This is a genomic window from Streptomyces sp. NPDC057623 (assembly GCF_042800355.1).
Taxonomy (GTDB): Bacteria; Actinomycetota; Actinomycetes; order Streptomycetales; family Streptomycetaceae; genus Streptomyces.
Map to the genome: position 1 here is coordinate 35814 of NZ_JBHVGZ010000045.1, position 19430 is coordinate 55243.

Below are 19430 nucleotides of genomic sequence, written 5' to 3' on the forward strand. Positions count from 1 at the left end.
CCAGGATGGTGTGCAGATGGCAACCACCCCGTCGACCACGGTCACGCCCGCCCTCTCCGTCCCGCTCAGCGAACTCGACCCGGACGTCGCCACGGCGGTGAACGCCGAGCTGCACCGCCAGCAGTCGACGCTCGAGATGATCGCGTCGGAGAACTTCGCCCCGGCCGCGGTCATGGAGGCCCAGGGCTCGGTCCTGACCAACAAGTACGCCGAGGGCTACCCGGGCCGCCGCTACTACGGCGGCTGCGAACACGTCGACGTCGTCGAGCGGTTGGCCATCGACCGGGTGAGGGAACTCTTCGGCGCCGAGGCCGCGAACGTCCAGCCGCACTCGGGTGCCCAGGCCAACGCGGCCGCGATGTTCGCGCTGCTGCAGCCCGGCGACACGATCCTCGGCCTGGACCTGGCCCACGGCGGTCATCTGACCCACGGCATGCGCATCAACTACTCCGGCAAGCTGTACAACGTCGTGCCCTACCACGTGCGCGAGTCCGACATGCGGATCGACATGGACGAGGTCGAGCAACTCGCGCTCGCCCACCGGCCCAGGATGATCGTCGCCGGCTGGTCGGCCTACCCGCGCCGGCTGGACTTCGCCGCGTTCCGGCGGATCGCCGACGCGGTGGGCGCGTACCTGATGGTGGACATGGCGCACTTCGCCGGGCTGGTCGCCGCAGGTCTGCACCCGAGCCCGGTGCCGTACGCCGACGTCGTCACGACCACCACCCACAAGACCCTCGGCGGCCCGCGCGGCGGTGTCATCCTCAGCCGCGCCGACCTGGCCAAGAAGATCAACTCCGCGGTCTTCCCGGGCCAGCAGGGCGGCCCGCTGGAGCACGTCATCGCCGCGAAGGCCGTGGCCTTCAAGGTGGCGGCCGGCGAGGAGTTCAAGGAGCGCCAGCGGCGCACGCTCAAGGGCGCGAAGATCCTCGCCGGGCGCCTGCTGGCCGATGACGTGGCGGAGGCCGGGATCACGGTCCTGACCGGCGGCACGGAGGTCCATCTGATCCTCGTCGACCTGCGGAGGTCCGCTCTCGACGGGCAGCAGGCCGAGGACCGGCTGCACCGCATCGGCATCACCGTCAACCGCAACGCGGTGCCGTTCGACCCGCGCCCGCCGATGGTGTCGTCGGGCCTGCGGATCGGCACGCCCGCCCTGGCCACCCGTGGCTTCGGCGAAGCGGAGTTCCGGGAGGTCGCCGACATCATCGCCGAGGCCCTGAAGGGCGAACGACCCGACGACGAACTGCGCGCCCGGGTCGAGAAGCTCGCCGCCGGCTTCCCCCTCTATCCCCACCTGAACGGAGCCGCGGCATGACCGCCACACCGCTCCCGGAGCACCCGGACTGGCTCTGGCGCAATCCCGAGCCGAAGCGCTCCTACGACGTGATCATCGTCGGCGCGGGCGGTCACGGTCTGGCCACCGCCTACTACCTCGCCAAGAACCACGGCATCACCGACGTGGCCGTCCTGGAGAAGGGCTGGCTGGCCGGCGGCAACATGGCCCGCAACACCACGATCATCCGCTCCAACTACCTGTGGGACGAGAGCGCGGCGATCTACGAGCACGCGCTCAAGCTGTGGGAGGGACTCCCGCAGGAGCTGGACTACGACTTCCTGTTCAGCCAGCGCGGTGTCCTGAACCTCGCGCACACCCTCCAGGACGTACGGGAGGGCACGCGCCGGGTAAACGCCAACCGGCTCAACGGAGTCGACGCCGAGTGGCTGGAGCCGGACGAGGTCGCCAAGGTCTGCCCCATCCTCAACGTCTCCTCCCGCACCCGCTATCCGGTCCTGGGCGGCACCTTCCAGCCCCGGGCCGGAATCGCCAAGCACGACCACGTCGCCTGGGCGCTGGCCCGCCGCGCGGACGAGCTGGGCGTGGACCTGATCCAGGGCTGCGAGGTCACCGGCTTCCTCAAGGACGGCGACCGGGTCGTGGGCGTGGAAACCAACCGCGGCCGTGTCCTCGCCGGCCGGGTGGGCCTCGCGGCGGCCGGCCACAGCAGCGTGCTGGCAGAACGGGCGGGCATCCGGCTGCCGGTGCAGTCGCATCCGCTCCAGGCGCTGGTCTCCGAGCTGCACGAGCCGGTCCACCCGACGGTCGTCATGTCGAACCACGTCCATGTGTACGTCTCCCAGGCCCACAAGGGCGAGCTGGTGATGGGCGCGGGCGTGGACTCGTACAACGGCTACGGCCAGCGCGGCTCCTTCCACGTGATCGAGCAGCAGATGGCCGCCGCCATCGAGCTGTTCCCGGTCTTCGCCCGCGCGCATGTGCTGCGGACCTGGGGCGGCATCGTCGACGTCTCCCCGGACGCCTCCCCGATCATCAGCGCGACCCCGGTGGAGAACCTCTACGTCAACTGCGGCTGGGGAACGGGTGGCTTCAAGGCGACCCCGGCCGCCGGCTGGACGTTCGCGCACACCATCGCCACGGGCGAGCCGCATCCCCTGAACGCCCCGTTCGCCCTCTCCCGCTTCGCGACGGGCGCCCTGATCGACGAACACGGCGCGGCAGCCGTGGCCCACTGAAAGCCCGCCTGAGAGAAGGACACCGTGCTGCTGATCCGCTGCCCATGGTGCGGTCCCCGTGACGAGACCGAGTACCACTACGGGGGACAGGCCCATGTCCCCTACCCGCAGAACCCCGCGGACCTCACCGACGAGGAGTGGGCCGAGTACGTCTTCTACCGCGACAACCCCAAGGGCCCCTTCGCCGAGCGGTGGATGCACAGCACCGGCTGCCGCCGCTGGTTCAACGTCCTGCGCGACACCGTCACCAACGAGCTGCTCGCCGCCTACCGGCTCGACGAGCCCCGCCCCGTACTGCCCCAGGCCGGAGGGAACCGATGACCGACCAGCACTTCCGGCTCCCGCAGGGGGGACGCGTCGACCGCGGCACCGTGCTGCGGTTCAGTGTCGACGGACGGGAGCTGACCGGCCACCCCGGCGACACCGTCGCCTCCGCGATGCTGGCGAACGGGATCGTCGAGGTCGCCCCGTCGCTCTACCGCGGCCGTCCGCGCGGCATCGTCTCGGCGGGCGTCGAAGAGCCCAACGCGCTGTTGCAGATAGCCGGTTCCTGCTCGGAGGGCATGCTCCCGGCGACGACCGTCAACCTCTACGACGGCCTGAGCGCCACCACGCTCTCCGGCATGGGCCGGCTCGACCCCGCTCCCGACCCCGCCGCCTACGACAAGAAGTACCTCCACACCGACGTCCTGGTCGTCGGCGCCGGCCCCGCCGGACTCGCGGCCGCCGCCGCTGCCGCCGGGTCCGGCGCGCGGGTGGTCCTCGTCGACGACCAGCCCGAGCCGGGCGGTTCGCTGCTCGCCGGTACGGAGACCGACCTCAGGTGGGTCTCTGACGTGCGGGCGGCGCTCGACTCCGCACCCGAGGTGGTCGTCCTGCAGCGCACCACGGCGTTCGGGTCGTACGACGACAACTACGTACTGGCCGTCCAGCGCCGCACCGACCACCTCGGAGCCGACGCCCCCGGCCCCCGCGAAGGCGTCTCCCGCCAGCGGCTGTGGCACATCCGGGCCCGCCAGGTGATCCTCGCGACCGGCGCTCACGAACGCCCGCTGGTCTTCGCCGGCAACGACCGGCCCGGGGTGATGCTCGCCGGCGCCGTGCGCACCTACCTCAACCGGTACGGCGTGCGGGCGGGTTCGCGGGCCGTGGTGAGCACGACCAACGACAGCGCCTACGACACGGTCGTGGATCTCCATGCCGCCGGGGTCGCGGTGACCGCGGTCGTGGACGCGCGCCCGGAACTGTCCCACAGGGCCTCGGAGGTGGCCGCCGCGACCGGCGTGCGGGTGCTGGCGGGCAGCACCGTCGTCGGCACCACCGGAGACACCCGGATCACCGGCGTCACGGTGCGGGCGCTCGACGCGGACGGTGGACTCACGGGTACCGCCCAGTCGTTGGACTGCGACCTGCTCGCCGTCTCCGGCGGCTGGAGCCCGGTGGTGCATCTGCACAGCCAGCGCCAGGGCAGACTCCGCTGGGACGCCGCGCTGGTCGCCTTCGTCCCCGAGGCCGACGTACGGGACCAGCAGGTCGTCGGCGCGGCGCGCGGGACGTACACCCTCGACGGGTGTGTGGCCGAGGGTGCGCGAGCCGGTGCGCTGGCCGCGACGGAAGCCGGGTTCCCGGTGGCGGTCCCGACGGCGTCGCGCGAGGAAGCACGCTCCGACGTCCGCGCGCTGTGGTGGGTGCCCGGCCAGGAGGACGACTGGGACACCCACTTCGTCGACCTCCAGCGTGATGTCACGGTCGCCGACGTCCGGCGCTCCACGGGCGCGGGCATGCGCGGTGTGGAGCACGTCAAGCGGTACACCTCGCTCGGCACGGCCAACGACCAGGGCAAGACCTCCGGTGTCAATGCGATCGGCGTGATCGCGGAGACCCTCGGCGGTTCCCTGGGGGAGATCGGCACCACGGCGTACCGCGCGCCGTACACGCCGATCGCCTTCGCCGCCCTCGCCGGCCGGGAGCGCGGCGAGCTGTTCGACCCGGAGCGCATGACCTCCCTCCACAGCTGGCATGTGGCGCACGGCGCGGAGTTCGAGGATGTCGGTCAGTGGAAGCGCCCCTGGTACTTCCCCCTGCCCGGTGAGGACATGGACACGGCCGTCGCGCGTGAGTGCCGGGCGGCCCGTGAGGGCGTGGCGGTCATGGACGCCTCCACCCTCGGCAAGATCGAGATCTGGGGCGCCGACGCGGGCGAGTTCCTGAACCGGATCTACACCAACGCCTTCAAGAAGCTGAAGCCCGGCATGGCCCGCTACGGCGTCATGTGCAAGCCCGACGGCATGATCTTCGACGACGGCGTGACCCTGCGCCTCGACGACAACCGCTACTTCATGACCACCACGACCGGCGGCGCCGCCGGCGTCCTTGACTGGTTGGAGGAGTGGCTCCAGACCGAGTGGCCCGAACTCGACGTCCACTGCACCTCGGTGACCGAGCAGTGGGCGACGATCGCCGTCGTCGGCCCGAAGTCCCGCGAGGTCGTCGCCCGACTCGCCCCGGATGTCGACCTGTCCGCCGAGGCGTTCCCCTTCATGGCCTTCCGCGAGACCACCCTGGCCTGCGGCATCCCGGCGCGAATCTGCCGGATCTCCTTCTCCGGCGAACTCGCCTACGAGATCAACGTCTCCGCCTGGTACGGCCTCTCCGTCTGGGAGCAGGTGTACGAGGCCGGGCAGCCGCACGGCATCACCCCGTACGGCACCGAGACCATGCACGTGCTGCGCGCCGAGAAGGGCTACATCATCGTCGGCCAGGACACCGACGGCACCGTCACCCCGCAGGACGCGGGCATGTCGTGGGTGGTCTCCCGGCAGAAGGACTTCATCGGCAAGCGGTCCTACTCCCGCGCCGACACCTCCCGCACCGACCGCAAGCAGCTGGTCGGCCTGCTGCCGGGCGACCGTACGACCCGGCTGCCCGAGGGAACCCAGCTCGTCGCGCCGGACGTCAGCCTGGAGACGGTGCCCGTGCCGATGCTCGGCCACGTCACCTCCAGCTACCACAGCCCGGCCCTCGGCCGACCCTTCGCTCTCGCCCTCGTCGCCGACGGCCGGGCACGGATCGGCCAGACCCTGCTCGCCCCTGTGGGCGAGGACCTCGTCTCCGTCGAGGTGACCGACTTCGTCCTCTACGACCCCGAAGGGACCAGGCGAGATGGCTGAGCCGACCGCCACCGACACCGCAGCCCTGCGCACCAGCCCCCTGGCACATCTGGCGGGACGGATGCGCGCCGCCACCGTCACCGGCGACCGGGGTGTCACGCTGGCCGAGTGGCCGTTCGTCACCATGGTGAACGTGCGCGTCGACGTCCCCTCCGAAGCGGCCGACCGCATCGAGAAGGCCCTGGGGGCGGCGCTCCCGACGGAGTGCGGCAGCACCACCGCGTGCGGCCCCCACACGGTCGTATGGTTCGGTCCCGACGAATGGCTGGTGCTCTCCCAGGCCGAAGCGACCTCTGTGGTGGCGGAGTTGCGGGCGGCACTGGCATCGGCCCCGGGCTCGGTCATCGACGTGTCGGCGAACCGCACCACCCTGGAGCTGAGCGGCCCCGCCGCCCGGCAGGTACTGGAGAAGGGTTGCCCACTCGACCTGCACCCCCGGGCCTTCGGGCCGGGCCGGGCGGTGTCCACCACGGTGGGCCCCGTCCCGGTGCTGCTCTGGCAGACCGACGACGCTCCGACGTACCGGCTCTTGCCGCGCCCCTCGTTCGCCGACTACCTGGCCCGCTGGCTCGTCGACGCGATGAGCGAGTACCGCGGCCCGGAGATCCCCTGACGGCGCCGAGCGCGTCCGGCCTCTGCCCGCCTGTGACGGCTCGCACAAGGAAACCGCCCGTGGCGGCCTCGCCGTCAACGTCATCGAATGCGGACACCATGACTGAACTCCCCCAGGCCCGCGCCACGGCGCCGGCCGAGCACGTCCTCACCCTCGACTGCCCCGAGGCCCCCGGCATCGTCCTCGCCGTCTCGCGGTTCCTGGTCGACCACGGCGGCGACATCATCGACAACCAGCAGTTCGGCGACCGCCGCGACGGCCACTTCTACATGCGGGTGCACTTCGCAGGCTCCGTCGGTGCCGACACCACGCAGACCCTGCGTCGCGAGTTCGCCGCCGTGGCCGCCTCCTTCGCCATGCGGTGGCATCTGGAACCGGTCGCCGCCCGGCGCCGGGTGCTGATCATGGTGTCCCGCTACGGCCACTGCCTCAACGACCTGCTCTACCGCGCCCGCAGCGGCGACCTCCCGATCGACGTGGTCGGGGTGGTCTCCAACCATCGCGACCACGAGGCGCTCGTCGCCTGGCACGGCATCCCGTTCTTCCACGTCCCGGTCACCGCCGCGACCAAGCCCGACGCGGAGGCCCGGCTGCTGGAGTTCGTCGACTCGCTCGACGTCGAACTCGTCGTGCTGGCCCGCTACATGCAGGTGCTCTCGGACGACCTGTGCACCCGGATGGCCGGCCGGGTGATCAACATCCACCACTCGTTCCTGCCCAGCTTCAAGGGCGCCAAGCCCTACCACCAGGCACACGACCGCGGCGTCAAGCTGGTCGGCGCGACGGCCCACTACGTCACCGCCGACCTCGACGAGGGCCCGATCATCGCCCAGGAGGTCATCGACGTCGACCACAGCCACACCGCCGACGGCCTCGCCGCCATCGGCCGCGACGCGGAGTCGGCCGCGCTCGCGCGCGCGGTCCGGTGGCACTGCGAGGGCCGGGTGTTCGTCCAGGGCAGGCGTACGGTCGTGCTCCGCTGAGGCGCGGGAGTGCCAAGCCCGGGTTCTCCTCCCCTGCCTCCCATCGGAATGTCGACTCCCATCACCCCTCTCACCAGGCACTTTCCAGCTGGCCTTCCGTGACACGGAAGCCTTCTTGCGCACCCCCGGAGCCCTTCCCGACGATGACACCACGATCCAGGGACGGGAGCCGAACGCCATGCCTCACACCACCGCCTTCGCCAGGAACCAGTGGTACGTCGCCGCCTACAGCCACGAGGTCGGGCGGGAGTTGCTCGGCCGGACGATCCTCGGTGAGACCCTCGTGCTGTACCGCACGGAGGAGGAGGGGACGCCGGTCGTCCTGCACGACCGCTGTGTGCATCGCCGCTACCCGCTGTCCGAGGCGCCGACCCGGCTCGACGGCGACCGGATCGTGTGCGGGTACCACGGTTTCACGTACGACACGACCGGTACGTGTGTGTATGTCCCCGGACAGAAACGTGTCCCGCGGACGGCGCGCGTGGCCTCCTACCCCGTCGTGGAGCAGGACTCCCTGATCTGGGTGTGGATCGGCGACCCGGCGCTCGCCGATCCGCAGGGCATCCCGCGGGCCAGGCACCTCGACTCCCCCGGCTGGGTCACCGTGCGCGGCATGGAGCCCATCGACTGCGACTACGGCCTGCTCGTCGACAACCTCCTGGACCTGTCCCACGAGACCTACCTCCACGGCGGCTACATCGGCACCCCCGAGGTCGCGGAGACGCCGATCACCACGGAGGTCGACGAGGGCGCCGGCATCGTCCGGGTGAGCCGGCACATGGACGACGCCGAGTGCCCGCCGTTCTACGCCAGGTCGACCGGCATCGAGGGCCGGATCACCCGCTGGCAGGACATCGAGTACCACGCCCCCTGCCTGTATCTGCTGCACAGCCGGATCGCCCCGGTCGGCGTACTGCCCGAGGCGGACGGCAGCGACCCGAACGGCTTCCACACCGAGATCACGTACGCCATCACGCCGTCCGGCGACGGCAAGGTGTACGACTTCTGGGCGGTCTCCCGGGACTGGGCGACGGAAGACGCCGAGGTCACCGAGTTCCTGCGCGGCAACAACCACACCGTCGTCATGCAGGACGTCACCGCCCTCAACCTGCTCCAGCGGACCCTGGGCACCGAGCGGCACGGCTACCAGGAGCTGAGCATCAACATCGACACCGGCGGCCTGGCCGCCCGCCGTATCCTCGCCCGGCTGGTCGAGGAGGGCGACAAGCCCGTGGAGAAGGTCCTGTGAGCGGCAGCCCCACCGGGGAGATCTACCGCATCGACTGGCTGCCGGGCACCGACGTCCTGCACGGCACCTGTCACTGCGGCCGCGAGCACACCTCGCAGGACCCGATCGAGATGTGGGAGTGGATGCTCGCCCACCCCCAGGGACACCGGCCACAAGCACACCAGCCGCAGGGACACGAGCCGCAAGGAAACAGCTCATGACCGTGTACGAAGCCGAACTCGTCGTAGCGCGGCGGGAGTTCGCGGCCGACGGCGTGCTCGCACTGACCCTGCGCCACCCGCTGGGCGAGGAGCTTCCCGCGTGGGAGCCGGGCGCGCACATCGATGTCGTCCTCGGTCCGGAGCTGGAGCGGCAGTACTCGCTGTGCGGCGATCCCCGCGACCGCTCGGCGTGGCGGATCGCCGTGCTGCGGGAGCCGGAGGGGCGGGGCGGATCCGCCCGTGTGCACGAGGAGTTGGGGCAGGGCGACAAGGTTCGGGTGCGCGGGCCGCGCAACCACTTCGCCCTGCGGCCGGCCCCCCGCTACCGCTTCATCGCGGGCGGCATCGGCATCACGCCGATCCTGCCGATGCTGGCGGCGGCGGAGGCCGCGGGGGCCGAGTGGAGCCTGCTGTACGGCGGACGGACGCGCCGGTCCATGGCGTTCGCCGAGGAGTTGAGCCGTTACGGCGCCGACCGCGTCACCGTCGCCCCGCAGGACGAGACCGGCCTGCTGGACCTCGCCTCGGTGCTCGACGGCGTTCCCGAGGGCACGCTCGTCTACTGCTGCGGGCCCGGGCCCCTGCTCGACGCGGTGGAGGCGCGGTGCCCGGCCGGGCTCCTGCACATGGAGCGGTTCACGCCGAAGGAGCAGGAGGGCGGCGAGAACACGGAGTTCGAGGTCGAGCTCGCGCAGAGCGGCAGGACGCTCACCGTGCCGGCGGACGTCTCCGTGCTCGACGCCGTGCGCGGCGCCGGTGTCGAGGTGCTGTTCTCCTGCACCGAGGGCACCTGCGGGACCTGCGAGACCGATGTCCTGGACGGCACTCCGGACCATCGGGACTCCGTCCTCACGGCCGAGGAGCAGGAGAGCGGCGAGACGATGATGATCTGTGTGTCCCGGTGCCGTGGGAAGCGGCTCGTGCTGGACCTGTGATCCGCAGGTCGGCCTCGATCCGGGCCGCCGCCGCGAGCAGATGCGGCAGCAGGTCCGCACGGATCGAGTCCAGCGAGGTACGGCCGGCGTGCACCGCGATGTTCACGCCGGCCACCACCTCACCGTCCGGCTCCCGCACCGGGGCGGCCACCGACCGGAGCCCTTCCTCCAGTTCCTGGTCGACGATGGCGTATCCCTGCCGCCGGACCCGCCGCAGCTCCGCCCGCAGGGCTTCCGGCGAGCTGATCGTGCGGGCGGTCAGCGACTTGAACTCCGTGCGGGCGAGCCGGAGTTGGGCCTCGTCCCGCGGCAGATGGGCGAGGATCACCCGGCCCACCGACGTCACGTACGCCGGGAACCGGGTGCCGACCGTGATGGACGCCGTCATGATGCGCCGGGTCGCCACCCGCGCCACGTAGACGATGTCGTCGCCGTCCAGGACGCACAGCGACGACGACTCCCTGACGTGCGCCACGAGTTGGTCGAGATGGGGCTCGGCGAGCTGCGGCAGGGTGACGCTGGAGAGGTAGGAGTAGCCGAGCTCCAGCACGCGCGGGGTCAGACGGAAGAGCCGGCCGTCCTGGTGGACGTAGCCGAGGTCGACGAGGGTCAGCAGCAGGCGGCGGGCGGCGGCCCGGGTCAGGTCGCAGGTCTGGGCGACCTCGCTGAGCGTGCGGGCGGGATGCTCGGCGTCGAAGGAGCGGATCACGGCGAGGCCGCGCTCGAAGGACCTCACGAAGTGCGGTGCGCGGTCTCCCGGAAGCATCGCCACCTCTCACCACCTCCCATAGTGTCAACAATGTTGTCGGCGTACTCATTGACCCGGCTCCGTTGAGACTTCTACCTTCCCGCTGAGCCTTTCCGCGCACTACTGTGCGCCTTGCGCACAACCTGTCGGAACACCGTTGCACCGTTGTCTGTACAGGAGGAGCCATGCGTCGTCTGTCGGCCGGTCTCACCGCCGGCGCCCTGCTGCTCGTCGGGACGGGCTGTGGCTCGTCCGACGACGGTTCGTCGGACGCGGGCGCGTCGTCCGGCGGTGTCACCACCGTCAAGCTCGGACTCATCCCGATCGTCGACGTCGCGCCGCTGTATCTCGGCCAGAAGCGGGGTTTCTTCGAAAAGCACGGCCTGAAGCCGGAGTTCACCACCGCGCAGGGCGGCGCCGCGATCGTGCCCGGCGTGGTCAGCGGGCAGTTCCAGTTCGGGTTCAGCAACGTGACGTCCCTGATGGTCGCCCAGACCAACGGCGTTCCCGTGCGGGCCGTCGCCAACGGCATCGCCTCGACCGGCGTGCGGGGCAAGGACTTCAACGGCCTGATGGTCAAGAAGGACAGCCCCGTCAAGTCGCCGAAGCAGTTGGAGGGCAAGAAGGTCGCCATCAACACCCTGAAGAACATCAACGAGACCGCGGTCCGCCAGGCGGTGCGCGAGGCGGGCGGCGACCCGGACGAGGTGGAGCTCGTCGAGATGGCCTTCGACCAGATGCCGGCCGCGCTCGACCAGGGCCAGATCGACGCCGCGTGCGTGGTGGAGCCGGCGGCCGCCACCATCCGGAGCCAGGGCGGCCGGGAGATCGCCTCGCCCCTGGTCGACGTCGCGCCGGACGTCACCGTCGCGATGTACTTCACCTCGACGCAGTACGCGCAGCAACACCCGGACCTGGTCAAGAAGTTCCAGCAGGCCACCGCCGAGTCCCTCGCGTACGCCGAGGCCCACCCGGACGAGGCCCGGCAGATCGTCACGACGTACACCAAGATCCCCGCGTCGGTGCTGGAGCAGGTGATCCTGCCGAAGTGGCCGAGCGAGCCGAACCGCGCCTCCATCGAGGCCCTCATGAAGCTCGGCGAGGAGGACGGCCTCTTCAAGAAGACGCCCGACCTGGACGCGCTGCTGCCGTGAGGGGCAAGAACGCCGTGCTCGGAGTGGCCGGGCTCGCGGCCTTCCTCGCCCTGGGCGAGGCGGTGCCGCGGCTCGGCCTGGTCAACGAGGCGTACTTCCCGCCGACGAGCCGTATCGCCGAGGCCCTCGTGGACGAGGCCGCCGACGCCGCCTTCTGGAGCGCGCTCGGCGACACCCTCACCGGCTGGGCGCTGGGCCTCGCGATCGCGTCCTGCGCGGGCGTCGTGATCGGCGTGGTCGTCTCCGTCGTGCCGTATCTGCGCGAGGCGACGGCTTCCACCATCGAGTTCCTGCGTCCGATCCCGTCCGTGGCACTGATCCCGCTGGCGGTGCTGCTCTACGGCACCGAACTGAGGTCGGTGCTCCTGCTGGTGGTGTACGCCTCCTTCTGGCAGGTACTGATCCAGACCCTGTACGGCGTCCAGGACGTCGACCCGGTCGCCGAGGAGACGGCACGCAGTTACGGCCTGGGCACCTGGGCGCGCGTCCGCCATGTGCTGTGGCCGACGGCCCTGCCGTACGTCATGACGGGTGTGCGGCTCGCCGCCGCGGTGGCGCTGATCCTCGCGATCACCACCGAACTCGTCATCGGCGCCCCGGGGTTGGGCCGGCAGATCGCGGTGGCGCAGACCTCGCAGGCGGTGCCGCAGATGTACGCGCTGATCGTGGTCGCGGGGCTCCTGGGGCTGCTCGTGAACGTCGGCGCGCGCACGGTGGAGCGGCGGGCGCTGGCCTGGCACCAGTCGGTGCGCGGGGAGGTGGCGGTGTGATCGGGCGGCTGCTGCTGAGACTGCTCCTCGTCGTCGCGCTGCCCCTGGTGCTGGTCGCCGTGTGGTGGGCGGCGTCGGACGGCAGCAAGGACCCCTTCTGGCCGCCGCTGCGGACGATCGTCGACACCTTCCCGGACGTCTGGACGGCCGACCGCCTGCGCGCGGACGTCGTGCCCAGCCTGCTGCGCCTCCTGGGCGGCTGTGCGACGGCTGCCGTGGCCGGCGTCGCCCTCGGCACGGTCATCGGCTCCTACCGCGGGGTACGCGCGGTGTGCGAACCGGTCCTGGAGTTCCTGCGGGCGGTGCCGCCGCCCGTGCTGATCCCCGTCATCATGCTGTTCGCGGGCATCGGCGACACCATGAAAGTCGTCGTCATCGCGAGCGGCTGCGTCTGGCCGATCCTGCTCAACACCGTGGAAGGGGTGCGGGCGGTCGACCCGGTGATGCTGGAGACGGCCCGCTCGTACGGCGTCACCGGGATCGCCCGCCTGCGCCATCTGGTGCTGCCCTCCGCGAGCCCGCAGATCTTCGCCGGACTGCGCCAGGCGCTGTCGATCGGCATCATCCTCATGGTCATCAGCGAGATGTTCGCCGCGAACAACGGCATCGGCTTCACCGTCGTCCAGTTCCAGCGCAGCTTCGCGATCCCCGACATGTGGACCGGGATCCTCGTCCTCGGTCTGCTCGGCTTCCTGCTCTCCGTCGTCTTCCAGCTGGTCGAGCGCCGGGTGCTCGGCTGGTACCGCGGGCTGCGCGCGACCACCCGGCGGTCCTGAGTGAACACCGTGAAGGGGCGGTCCATGCTCGACGTACGCGGCCTGAAGAAGGTCTACGAGGGTTCCGGACGGCGCGTGGAGGCGGTGCGCGACCTCACCTTCACCGTCGACGCGGGGGAACTGGTCTGTCTCGTCGGCCCGTCGGGCTGCGGCAAGACGACCCTGCTGAAGTGCATGGGAGGACTGCTCACGCCGACCAGTGGTCAGGTCCTCCTGGAGGGGAGGAAGGTGAGCGGCCCGCCGCCCGGGATGGCGTTCGTCTTCCAGGAGTACGGGCGCAGTCTCTTCCCCTGGATGCGCGTCGGCCAGAACGTCGAACTCCCCCTGAAGCAGAAGGAGATGCCCAGGGCACGGCGACGCGAACTGGTGCGGGACGCGCTGGAGTCGGTAGGGCTGGCGGATGCCACAGGGGCCTATCCGTGGCAGCTGTCCGGCGGCATGCAGCAGCGGGTCGCCATCGCCCGGGCACTGGCGTACGAGCCCCGTGTGCTGCTGATGGACGAGCCGTTCGCGGCGGTGGACGCGCAGACCCGGGCCGATCTGGAGGACCTCGTCCGGGGGCTGTGGCGGGAGCGCGGCATCACGATCCTGTTCGTCACCCACGACATCGACGAGGCCGTCTACCTGGGTGAACGGGTGCTCGTGCTGTCCGCCTCCCCCACCGTCGTACAGGAGCAGCTGAAGGTCGACCTGCCTGCCGGGCGCGACCAGCTGCACACCCGCGTGGACCCGCGCTTCGCCGAGCTGCGTACCCATGTGTACGAGCAGATCCAGGCGGCCAAGCGCGGGGGCGTTCACGACGCGGTCATGAAGTCGAGGGATCCGCGCGACCCTGACGGGGCGCCGCCGGCGACCTGAACGCCGACGGTGCCCCGTTCAGTCCTCGGGGGTGGGCACCACGCGCAGGTGGGCCGGGGCACGCCGGGCCCCCCGGGCCCTCGACCGGTCGCGGCGTACCTCGCGCAGCACCAGCGTCAGCCGGGTGTACCCGATCTCGTGCAGGGTCCGGGGCGTCTCGTCGACGACCCGGCAGTCGGTGGCGCCCCAGCGCGGGTCCGGGTGCAGCAGCGGGCGTACGGCGCCGTCCTGCGCGACCGCCCGCTCGCCGACCGCGCGGATCCAGTGCGGCAGGCCCTGCCGGTAGGCGGCCTCCATGATCGGGTCCTGGGCGATCTCCCGGCGGATGGCCTGGAGGCCGTGGTCGTGGCCGTGCCGCTCCAGCGCCGCCGCGAAGTGGGCCAGCATCGGCAGGCACCAGCTGGACTCGTGCTCACCGAGGACGGTGCCCGCGTCCGGATGGAAGAGCACGAACCTGAGGAGGTTGTCGTCGGGCATGGCCGTCGGATGGGCGCCCACGCCGCGGAAAAGTGACGCGAAAGCGGTGTTCGCCAGGACGACGTCCCAGCGGTGGTCGACGATGACGGACGGGAAGGGCACGGCCTCCACGAGGGTGGCGTAGTCACGTAGATACGCCTCGGCCTCGGGCCGCTCGGGGACGGGCCGCGGTACGGACCGCTGCCCACCTGCCTGATATGCCATCGGGAGGTCACCCCTCTTGCCTATGCGGCCTTCACGCGGCGCCTTGATCCTGCTGCCCACGTCGGATCCATGTCAACTATCGTGGCATTTCATGCCGGTTGACGGCTGAAATTGGACACAGTTGTGGCGAGACCTGGATGTCAGTTCGAACTACCCGGTAATCTCCGTCGAGTTCACGGCAACCGCTTGTGAGAAGCCTGTGAGAGACGTAGGAGATCTGTCGGTGACGGATGGCATCGAGGGTCCGGGCGCCACGCCGACGGCTGAGCTGCCCGCCGTCGTCGCTCGTGTCACCGCGCTCGCCGACCGGCTCGGCGTGCCGCACGCGGAGGTCTTCGACTGCGGCCGTGTGTCCGTCGCCTCCGGCGTCCCGGTACCCGTGGTCAAGGCCCTGCTCGGCGGGCGCCCGGCGGGTGAGCCCGACGTGCAGGCCCGCTTCCTCCAGCGGCTCGACCTGCTGCGCCGCACCCGCCTCAAGCCGAACGGCCGCAAGTACACCCAGCAGGAGATCGCGGACGGCGCGGGCATGTCGCGGCAGCAGGCGGGCGCCCTCATCAACGGCGACCGGCGCCCCACCATGGAGCACTGCGACGCCATCCAGCGCTTCTTCCGCGTCCACGCCGGATTCCTCACGGCCGAGGACCCCGAGGCGCTCGCGGGTGCCCTCCAGCGCACCGAGCAGGACCTGCTGCAGAGGCTCGCGGAGCGCGAGGCGGCCCAGGCCGCCGAGGATCCGCTGGAGAGACTTCTCCAGGACCACGGTGTGCGCGGTATCGCCTGGCGGGCCGCCCAACTGCCCACCGACCAGCATCGCGACAAGGTCGCGGAGTGGCTGGACATGCTCCTGGAGAGCGTCAAGCGGCCCGAGTCGTGATCCGGGGAGAACGGGAGACCTGTGGGCATCGGTAGGGAAATGCGCCGCCTGTGCGGCGAGTTGGTCGCGGAGCTGGCGTTTCCGGCGCCCGCGCCGCCGGAGAAGGTGTACCGCGCGCTGTGCGAGTCGATGAGCAGACGCCGCGGCCGCCCGGTCCACTTCCGTACGGCCGTGTTCCCGCCCGGCACGGCCAGCGGGCTGTGGCTCGACATGGCCGACCAGGACCTCGTCGTGATCGAGGAACGCACCGCCCCCGACCATCAGCTGGTCATCCTCGGCCACGAGCTGTGGCACATGAAGGCCGGGCACAGCAGTCACAGCATCGAGGGCGCCAACGTGGCGGCCCGCCTCCTCGACGACACCGCCGATCTGCGGTCGACGGTTCTCAAGGTCGCCGCCCGCGACCACTTCGACCAGGCCGAGGAGAGGGAGGCCGAGAGCTTCGGCCTGCTGCTCGCCAGCAAGTGCCGTACCTGGCTGGCGGTTTCCTCGGCGCGGGGACAGCGCGACCACTTGGCGGGGCGGATCGAGGCGTCACTGGGCTACCTGGGGCCACAGGGCTGACCCTCCGCCCCGCCGGGGGCCGATTGTCAGTGGTGGACGGCAAGCTGGTGGTACGCCCCGTGTGCGGGGCGTGACGCGACGACGCCGATCCGGGGAGAGCCGACCGATGCCCACCGCCGTACTGACCGACCGCGAGCGCACCGCCGTCCAGGCCTATCTGCGGCTGTTGCACACCGTACGAGCCGCGTTCGACGGTCCGCCCGGGGCGAGCCGACCGTCCGTCGTACCGCCCGCCGTTCTCGCCGAGGCGGAGCAGGCACTGGCGGACGCGGGGCTGAGCGGCAACGAGGAGGTGTTCTTCCGGATGCTCCGCAGCTGGTGTCCGGCGGAGCCGTAGCGGACGTCGCAGCGGGCCCTAGGTGTGCGGCACGCTCACGGCTGTCGCCACCAACCCCCGCCGGACGGTCCATCGGCCCTCGAACCCGTCGAGCTGACGGTCCCCGACCCACGGGCCGGGGACGAGGAGCCGGGCGCGGAAGCCGCCGCCGCGCTGGTCGCCGGGGTCGGTGAAGACGTCGATGTCGGCCTCGGTGAAGTCCAGCCACTTTCCCGTCAGGGGGAACCACGCCTTGTAGACGGATTCCTTGGCGCTGAACAGAAGCCGGTCCCAGTGCACGCCGGGGTGTTCGCCGGCCAGGCGGCGCAGCCGTTCCGCCTCGGCGGGCAGGGCGACGGCGGGCAGGACGCCGTCCGGGAGCGTCTGGTGGGGCTCGGCGTCGATGCCGAGGGAGGCCAGGTCGACGGCGCGGACCAGCGCGGCGGCGCAGTAGCCGTCGCAGTGGGTCATGCTGCCGACCAGTCCGGCCGGCCAGAGCGGGGCACCGCGTTCGCCGGGCAGGATCGGCTGTGGTGGCACGCCGAGCTTGTCCATGGCGCGACGTGCGCAGGAGCGGACGACGGCGAACTCGCGGCGGCGCTTGCCGACCGCCCGGGCCACGACCGCCTCCTCCTCGGGGTAGAGGGCCGTACCCGCGGGCTCCTCGTCGCCGTACGCCTCGACGGTGACCACCGAGGCCGGCAGCAGTTCCTCGATCAACGGGTGCCGTCCTCCCTGGGCAGGATCCGGCGCAGCCGTCCGGGCGGGTCCGGTCGCTTGCTCCACTCGCGGGGGTATCCCACCGACACCTCCTCGAAGCGGACACCCTCGTGCCAGGTGGTCCGCGGGATGTGGAGGTGGCCGTAGACCATGGTCTCGACCCGGAACCTGCGGTGCCAGTCCGCGGTCAGCCGGGTGCCGCACCACATGGCGAACTCGGGGTACCACAGCACGTCCATGGGATGCCGGTCCAGCGGGTAGTGGTTGACGAGGACGGTGGGCAGGTCCTCGGGCAGTGCGGCGAGCCGGCGCTCGGTCTCGGCGACCCGGGCCGCGCACCAGGCCTCCCGGGACGGGTACGGGTCGGGATGCAGCAGGTACTCGTCGTTGCACACGATCCCGGTCCCGTTGGCGTACGTCAGCCCCTCCTCCTTGGTGGCGCAGCCGGAGGGCAGGAACGAGTAGTCGTACAGCAGGAAGAGCGGCGCCACGGCGACCGGGCCGCCGGGTCCGTCCCAGACGGGGTAGGGGTCCTCGGGGGTCGTCACGCCGAGTTCCCGGCACAGCTCGACCAGGTGCTCGTAGCGGGCGACGCCGCGCAGGGTGACGGAGTCCTTCGGGTGGGTCCACAGTTCGTGGTTGCCGGGCACCCAGACGACCTTGCGGAAGCGGCCTGCGAGCGTTTCGAGGGCCCAGCGGATGTCCGCCACGGTCTCCGCCACGTCACCGGCGACGAGCAGCCAGTCGTCGTCGGAATCCGGGCGCATCTTCTCGACGAGGGCGCGGTTCTCCTCGTAGCCGATGTGCAGGTCGCTGATGGCCAGCAGTTGTCCGGCACCGCCGACCGTCGACGTCACACCTTGCCCCTTTCGATCACACGAACGACACCACGAGAACACAGGATGTGTTCACGGTACAAGGGGGATCGCGGCGGCGCCCCGGCGGGGCCGGGCCGGGCGGCCGGGACGGTCAAAAATGATCCGCGATTCCGTAACACGTACGTTGCACGCGGCACCCCTTGAAAGCCGTATGATCGCCCCAACACCACCGCCTGAACTTCCCTTCGCACGGGGCGGTTTGGTGTCCCTCCAAACACCCTGCCCGGGCACGGGCCTGTTTTGCCCTGCCCGCGAACCCGAAAGGACGGCCCTGCATGGTCTCTCGCGTACGCGTCTGGCTCAACCGCACGTACGCGGAGAACGTGTTCTTCATGGATCAACTGCGGCGAAATCCCAGTGATCGGGCCGTCGAGATCCATGCGACGCACGGGGACGCCGACTCCCCCGTGCTGGCCGCCGCCGACACCGCCGAACTGGAGCCCGAGGGCCTGTCCCCGGCCGGATACGTCGAGTACGCCCTCGCCCAGTGCCGGCGCCGCGGCATCGACGTGTTCGTGCCCCGGCTCCACCAGTCGGCGATCGTGGCGCACCGCGCGGACTTCGAGGCGGTCGGTACGGCGTTGCTGGCGCCGCCGCCGGAGGCCGTTGCGGTCTTCCACGACAAGGTGATCGCCTACGAGGCCGTGCAGGCGATCGGGGTGCCGGTGCCGCCGTGGCGGCGGGTGCGTGACGCCGATGAACTCATCGCGGCGGTCGAGGAGTTGGAGGCGGGCGGTCACAAGGCCTGCTTCAAGCCGGCGTCCGGTGCGGGCGGGGTGGGCTTCCGCGTGATCACGCGCGCCCCCTTCTCGCTCACGCACCTCAGCGGGTTCCCGACTCCGTATGTGCAGCTGGATCTCGTCGTGGACGCGTTGCGGCGGGCCGACGAGCCGGTGGACTGGCTGGTCATGCCGCGGCTGGAGCAGCCCGAGGTGTCGGTGGACTGCCTCACCGGCCCCGACAACCGGGTCCGGCTGGCGATCGGCCGGATCAAGAACGGCCGCCGTCGTGGATTCACCCTTCAGGAGCAGTGGCTGGAGCCGGCGCGGCTGATCGCGGAGGGGTTCGGGCTGCACTACCTGTCCAACATCCAGTTCCGGATGTTCGGGGAGACGCCGGTGCTGATGGATGTCAACACACGGCCGGCCGGCGGGCTGCACCAGCTGTCGCTGTGCGGGGTCAATGTGCCGTGGCTGGCTGTTCAGCTGGCGCTCGGTGAGGATCCGGGAGTGGTGGCTCCCCCGTTCCTGGGACAGGACTACACGGTGGTGGCCGGGCTGCGGCCGCTGCGGCCGGTGTCCATTCCGCAGCAGCGCTCGGAGGTCGAGGGACCGTTGCTGCCGGCGATGCCGGCGCCGGTCGACTCGGTCGGGAGCGGGGCGGCTCAGGCGCTGCCTCTCTGACTC

Annotated in this window: 21 protein-coding genes; 17 read left to right on the top strand and 4 right to left on the bottom strand. The window is 71.0% G+C overall.

Annotation, left to right across the window (positions count from 1 at the left end):
- Positions 1 to 16: 16 nt before the first annotated feature.
- The 9 genes from glyA (at position 17) to ACFU95_RS33830 (ending at position 9685) form a co-directional block, all read left to right on the top strand.
- Positions 17 to 1318 (top strand): serine hydroxymethyltransferase, encoded by a 1302-nt coding sequence (gene glyA / locus ACFU95_RS33790; RefSeq protein ID WP_383835665.1) that lies wholly within the window; start codon positions 17 to 19, stop codon positions 1316 to 1318.
- Positions 1315 to 2535: a sarcosine oxidase subunit beta family protein gene (locus tag ACFU95_RS33795; protein WP_383835668.1), complete on the top strand. Its 1221-nt coding sequence runs from the start codon at positions 1315 to 1317 to the stop codon at positions 2533 to 2535. The genes glyA and ACFU95_RS33795 overlap by 4 nt, the downstream gene beginning before the upstream one ends.
- Positions 2536 to 2559: 24 nt before the next feature.
- Entirely contained in the window at positions 2560 to 2856 is a 297-nt protein-coding gene (locus ACFU95_RS33800; protein WP_383835671.1) for a sarcosine oxidase subunit delta, read from the top strand.
- The gene (locus tag ACFU95_RS33805) at positions 2853 to 5705 is read left to right on the top strand and encodes a sarcosine oxidase subunit alpha family protein (RefSeq protein ID WP_383835673.1); all 2853 of its coding nucleotides are present in this window, start codon (positions 2853 to 2855) and stop codon (positions 5703 to 5705) included. The genes ACFU95_RS33800 and ACFU95_RS33805 overlap by 4 nt, the downstream gene beginning before the upstream one ends.
- A complete protein-coding gene (locus ACFU95_RS33810; RefSeq protein ID WP_383835676.1) occupies positions 5698 to 6318 on the top strand; it encodes a sarcosine oxidase subunit gamma in 621 nt (206 codons plus the stop codon). Before ACFU95_RS33805 ends, ACFU95_RS33810 begins: the two co-directional genes overlap by 8 nt.
- 98 nt (positions 6319 to 6416) lie before the next feature.
- Positions 6417 to 7301: a formyltetrahydrofolate deformylase gene (purU, locus tag ACFU95_RS33815; RefSeq protein ID WP_383835679.1), complete on the top strand. Its 885-nt coding sequence runs from the start codon at positions 6417 to 6419 to the stop codon at positions 7299 to 7301.
- A gap of 178 nt (positions 7302 to 7479) precedes the next feature.
- Complete coding sequence (locus ACFU95_RS33820) at positions 7480 to 8550, top strand: Rieske 2Fe-2S domain-containing protein (RefSeq protein WP_383835682.1); 1071 nt, start codon at positions 7480 to 7482, stop codon at positions 8548 to 8550.
- Entirely contained in the window at positions 8547 to 8750 is a 204-nt protein-coding gene (locus tag ACFU95_RS33825; protein WP_383835685.1) for a hypothetical protein, read from the top strand. The genes ACFU95_RS33820 and ACFU95_RS33825 overlap by 4 nt, the downstream gene beginning before the upstream one ends.
- On the top strand, positions 8747 to 9685 hold the full coding sequence (locus ACFU95_RS33830; protein WP_383835688.1) for a PDR/VanB family oxidoreductase: 939 nt from the start codon (positions 8747 to 8749) through the stop codon (positions 9683 to 9685). Before ACFU95_RS33825 ends, ACFU95_RS33830 begins: the two co-directional genes overlap by 4 nt.
- On the opposite strand, the gene ACFU95_RS33835 is transcribed toward ACFU95_RS33830, so the two are convergent.
- A complete protein-coding gene (locus ACFU95_RS33835; RefSeq protein WP_383835775.1) occupies positions 9600 to 10451 on the bottom strand; it encodes an IclR family transcriptional regulator C-terminal domain-containing protein in 852 nt (283 codons plus the stop codon). The two genes, ACFU95_RS33830 and ACFU95_RS33835, sit on opposite strands and share 86 nt — an antisense overlap.
- Positions 10452 to 10618: 167 nt before the next feature.
- Between ACFU95_RS33835 and ACFU95_RS33840 the strand changes: the two genes are divergently transcribed.
- The 4 genes from ACFU95_RS33840 to ACFU95_RS33855 are packed head-to-tail and all read left to right on the top strand — an operon-like array spanning position 10619 to position 13991.
- Positions 10619 to 11587: an ABC transporter substrate-binding protein gene (locus ACFU95_RS33840; protein ID WP_383835691.1), complete on the top strand. Its 969-nt coding sequence runs from the start codon at positions 10619 to 10621 to the stop codon at positions 11585 to 11587.
- Complete coding sequence (locus ACFU95_RS33845; protein ID WP_383835694.1) at positions 11584 to 12357, top strand: ABC transporter permease; 774 nt, start codon at positions 11584 to 11586, stop codon at positions 12355 to 12357. The genes ACFU95_RS33840 and ACFU95_RS33845 overlap by 4 nt, the downstream gene beginning before the upstream one ends.
- Positions 12357 to 13133 (top strand): ABC transporter permease, encoded by a 777-nt coding sequence (locus ACFU95_RS33850; RefSeq protein WP_383835778.1) that lies wholly within the window; start codon positions 12357 to 12359, stop codon positions 13131 to 13133. The genes ACFU95_RS33845 and ACFU95_RS33850 overlap by 1 nt, the downstream gene beginning before the upstream one ends.
- A gap of 24 nt (positions 13134 to 13157) precedes the next feature.
- Positions 13158 to 13991, top strand: a complete 834-nt coding sequence (locus ACFU95_RS33855; RefSeq protein ID WP_383835697.1) for an ABC transporter ATP-binding protein — start codon at positions 13158 to 13160, stop codon at positions 13989 to 13991.
- 18 nt (positions 13992 to 14009) lie between these two features.
- On the opposite strand, the gene ACFU95_RS33860 is transcribed toward ACFU95_RS33855, so the two are convergent.
- Positions 14010 to 14672, bottom strand: coding sequence for a hypothetical protein (locus tag ACFU95_RS33860; RefSeq protein ID WP_383835700.1), 663 nt, complete (start codon positions 14670 to 14672; stop codon positions 14010 to 14012).
- Between the two features lie 223 nt (positions 14673 to 14895).
- On the opposite strand from ACFU95_RS33860, the gene ACFU95_RS33865 reads away from it, so the two are divergent.
- The 3 genes from ACFU95_RS33865 (at position 14896) to ACFU95_RS33875 (ending at position 16447) form a co-directional block, all read left to right on the top strand.
- Positions 14896 to 15546, top strand: coding sequence for a helix-turn-helix domain-containing protein (locus ACFU95_RS33865; protein WP_383835703.1), 651 nt, complete (start codon positions 14896 to 14898; stop codon positions 15544 to 15546).
- A 39-nt stretch (positions 15547 to 15585) separates the two neighbouring features.
- Positions 15586 to 16110, top strand: a complete 525-nt coding sequence (locus ACFU95_RS33870; protein WP_383835781.1) for a toxin-antitoxin system, toxin component — start codon at positions 15586 to 15588, stop codon at positions 16108 to 16110.
- Positions 16111 to 16216: 106 nt separating this feature from the next.
- Positions 16217 to 16447 (top strand): hypothetical protein, encoded by a 231-nt coding sequence (locus ACFU95_RS33875; protein WP_383835706.1) that lies wholly within the window; start codon positions 16217 to 16219, stop codon positions 16445 to 16447.
- An 18-nt stretch (positions 16448 to 16465) separates the two neighbouring features.
- Here ACFU95_RS33875 and ACFU95_RS33880 read toward each other — a convergent pair whose 3' ends face one another.
- Positions 16466 to 17146 carry a 4'-phosphopantetheinyl transferase gene (locus ACFU95_RS33880; RefSeq protein ID WP_383835709.1) on the bottom strand — a complete coding sequence of 227 codons (681 nt, stop codon included), beginning with the start codon at positions 17144 to 17146 and terminating at the stop codon, positions 16466 to 16468.
- Positions 17143 to 18003, bottom strand: a complete 861-nt coding sequence (locus tag ACFU95_RS33885; protein WP_383835712.1) for a metallophosphoesterase family protein — start codon at positions 18001 to 18003, stop codon at positions 17143 to 17145. Before ACFU95_RS33885 ends, ACFU95_RS33880 begins: the two co-directional genes overlap by 4 nt.
- A gap of 296 nt (positions 18004 to 18299) precedes the next feature.
- On the opposite strand from ACFU95_RS33885, the gene ACFU95_RS33890 reads away from it, so the two are divergent.
- Positions 18300 to 19427 (top strand): ATP-grasp domain-containing protein, encoded by a 1128-nt coding sequence (locus ACFU95_RS33890; RefSeq protein WP_383835715.1) that lies wholly within the window; start codon positions 18300 to 18302, stop codon positions 19425 to 19427.
- Positions 19428 to 19430 lie beyond the last annotated feature (3 nt).

Excerpts from the sequence above, each read along its gene's own strand:
- glyA (WP_383835665.1), top strand. The coding sequence starts at position 17 with ATGGCAACCACCCCGTCGACCACGGTCACGCCCGCCCTCTCCGTCCCG.
- ACFU95_RS33795 (WP_383835668.1), top strand. The coding sequence starts at position 1,315 with ATGACCGCCACACCGCTCCCGGAGCACCCGGACTGGCTCTGGCGCAAT.
- ACFU95_RS33805 (WP_383835673.1), top strand. The coding sequence starts at position 2,853 with ATGACCGACCAGCACTTCCGGCTCCCGCAGGGGGGACGCGTCGACCGC.
- ACFU95_RS33810 (WP_383835676.1), top strand. The coding sequence starts at position 5,698 with ATGGCTGAGCCGACCGCCACCGACACCGCAGCCCTGCGCACCAGCCCC.
- purU (WP_383835679.1), top strand. The coding sequence starts at position 6,417 with ATGACTGAACTCCCCCAGGCCCGCGCCACGGCGCCGGCCGAGCACGTC.
- ACFU95_RS33820 (WP_383835682.1), top strand. The coding sequence starts at position 7,480 with ATGCCTCACACCACCGCCTTCGCCAGGAACCAGTGGTACGTCGCCGCC.
- ACFU95_RS33830 (WP_383835688.1), top strand. The coding sequence starts at position 8,747 with ATGACCGTGTACGAAGCCGAACTCGTCGTAGCGCGGCGGGAGTTCGCG.
- ACFU95_RS33835 (WP_383835775.1), bottom strand. The coding sequence starts at position 10,451 with ATGCTTCCGGGAGACCGCGCACCGCACTTCGTGAGGTCCTTCGAGCGC.
- ACFU95_RS33840 (WP_383835691.1), top strand. The coding sequence starts at position 10,619 with ATGCGTCGTCTGTCGGCCGGTCTCACCGCCGGCGCCCTGCTGCTCGTC.
- ACFU95_RS33855 (WP_383835697.1), top strand. The coding sequence starts at position 13,158 with ATGCTCGACGTACGCGGCCTGAAGAAGGTCTACGAGGGTTCCGGACGG.
- ACFU95_RS33860 (WP_383835700.1), bottom strand. The coding sequence starts at position 14,672 with ATGGCATATCAGGCAGGTGGGCAGCGGTCCGTACCGCGGCCCGTCCCC.
- ACFU95_RS33870 (WP_383835781.1), top strand. The coding sequence starts at position 15,586 with ATGCGCCGCCTGTGCGGCGAGTTGGTCGCGGAGCTGGCGTTTCCGGCG.
- ACFU95_RS33875 (WP_383835706.1), top strand. The coding sequence starts at position 16,217 with ATGCCCACCGCCGTACTGACCGACCGCGAGCGCACCGCCGTCCAGGCC.
- ACFU95_RS33890 (WP_383835715.1), top strand. The coding sequence starts at position 18,300 with ATGGTCTCTCGCGTACGCGTCTGGCTCAACCGCACGTACGCGGAGAAC.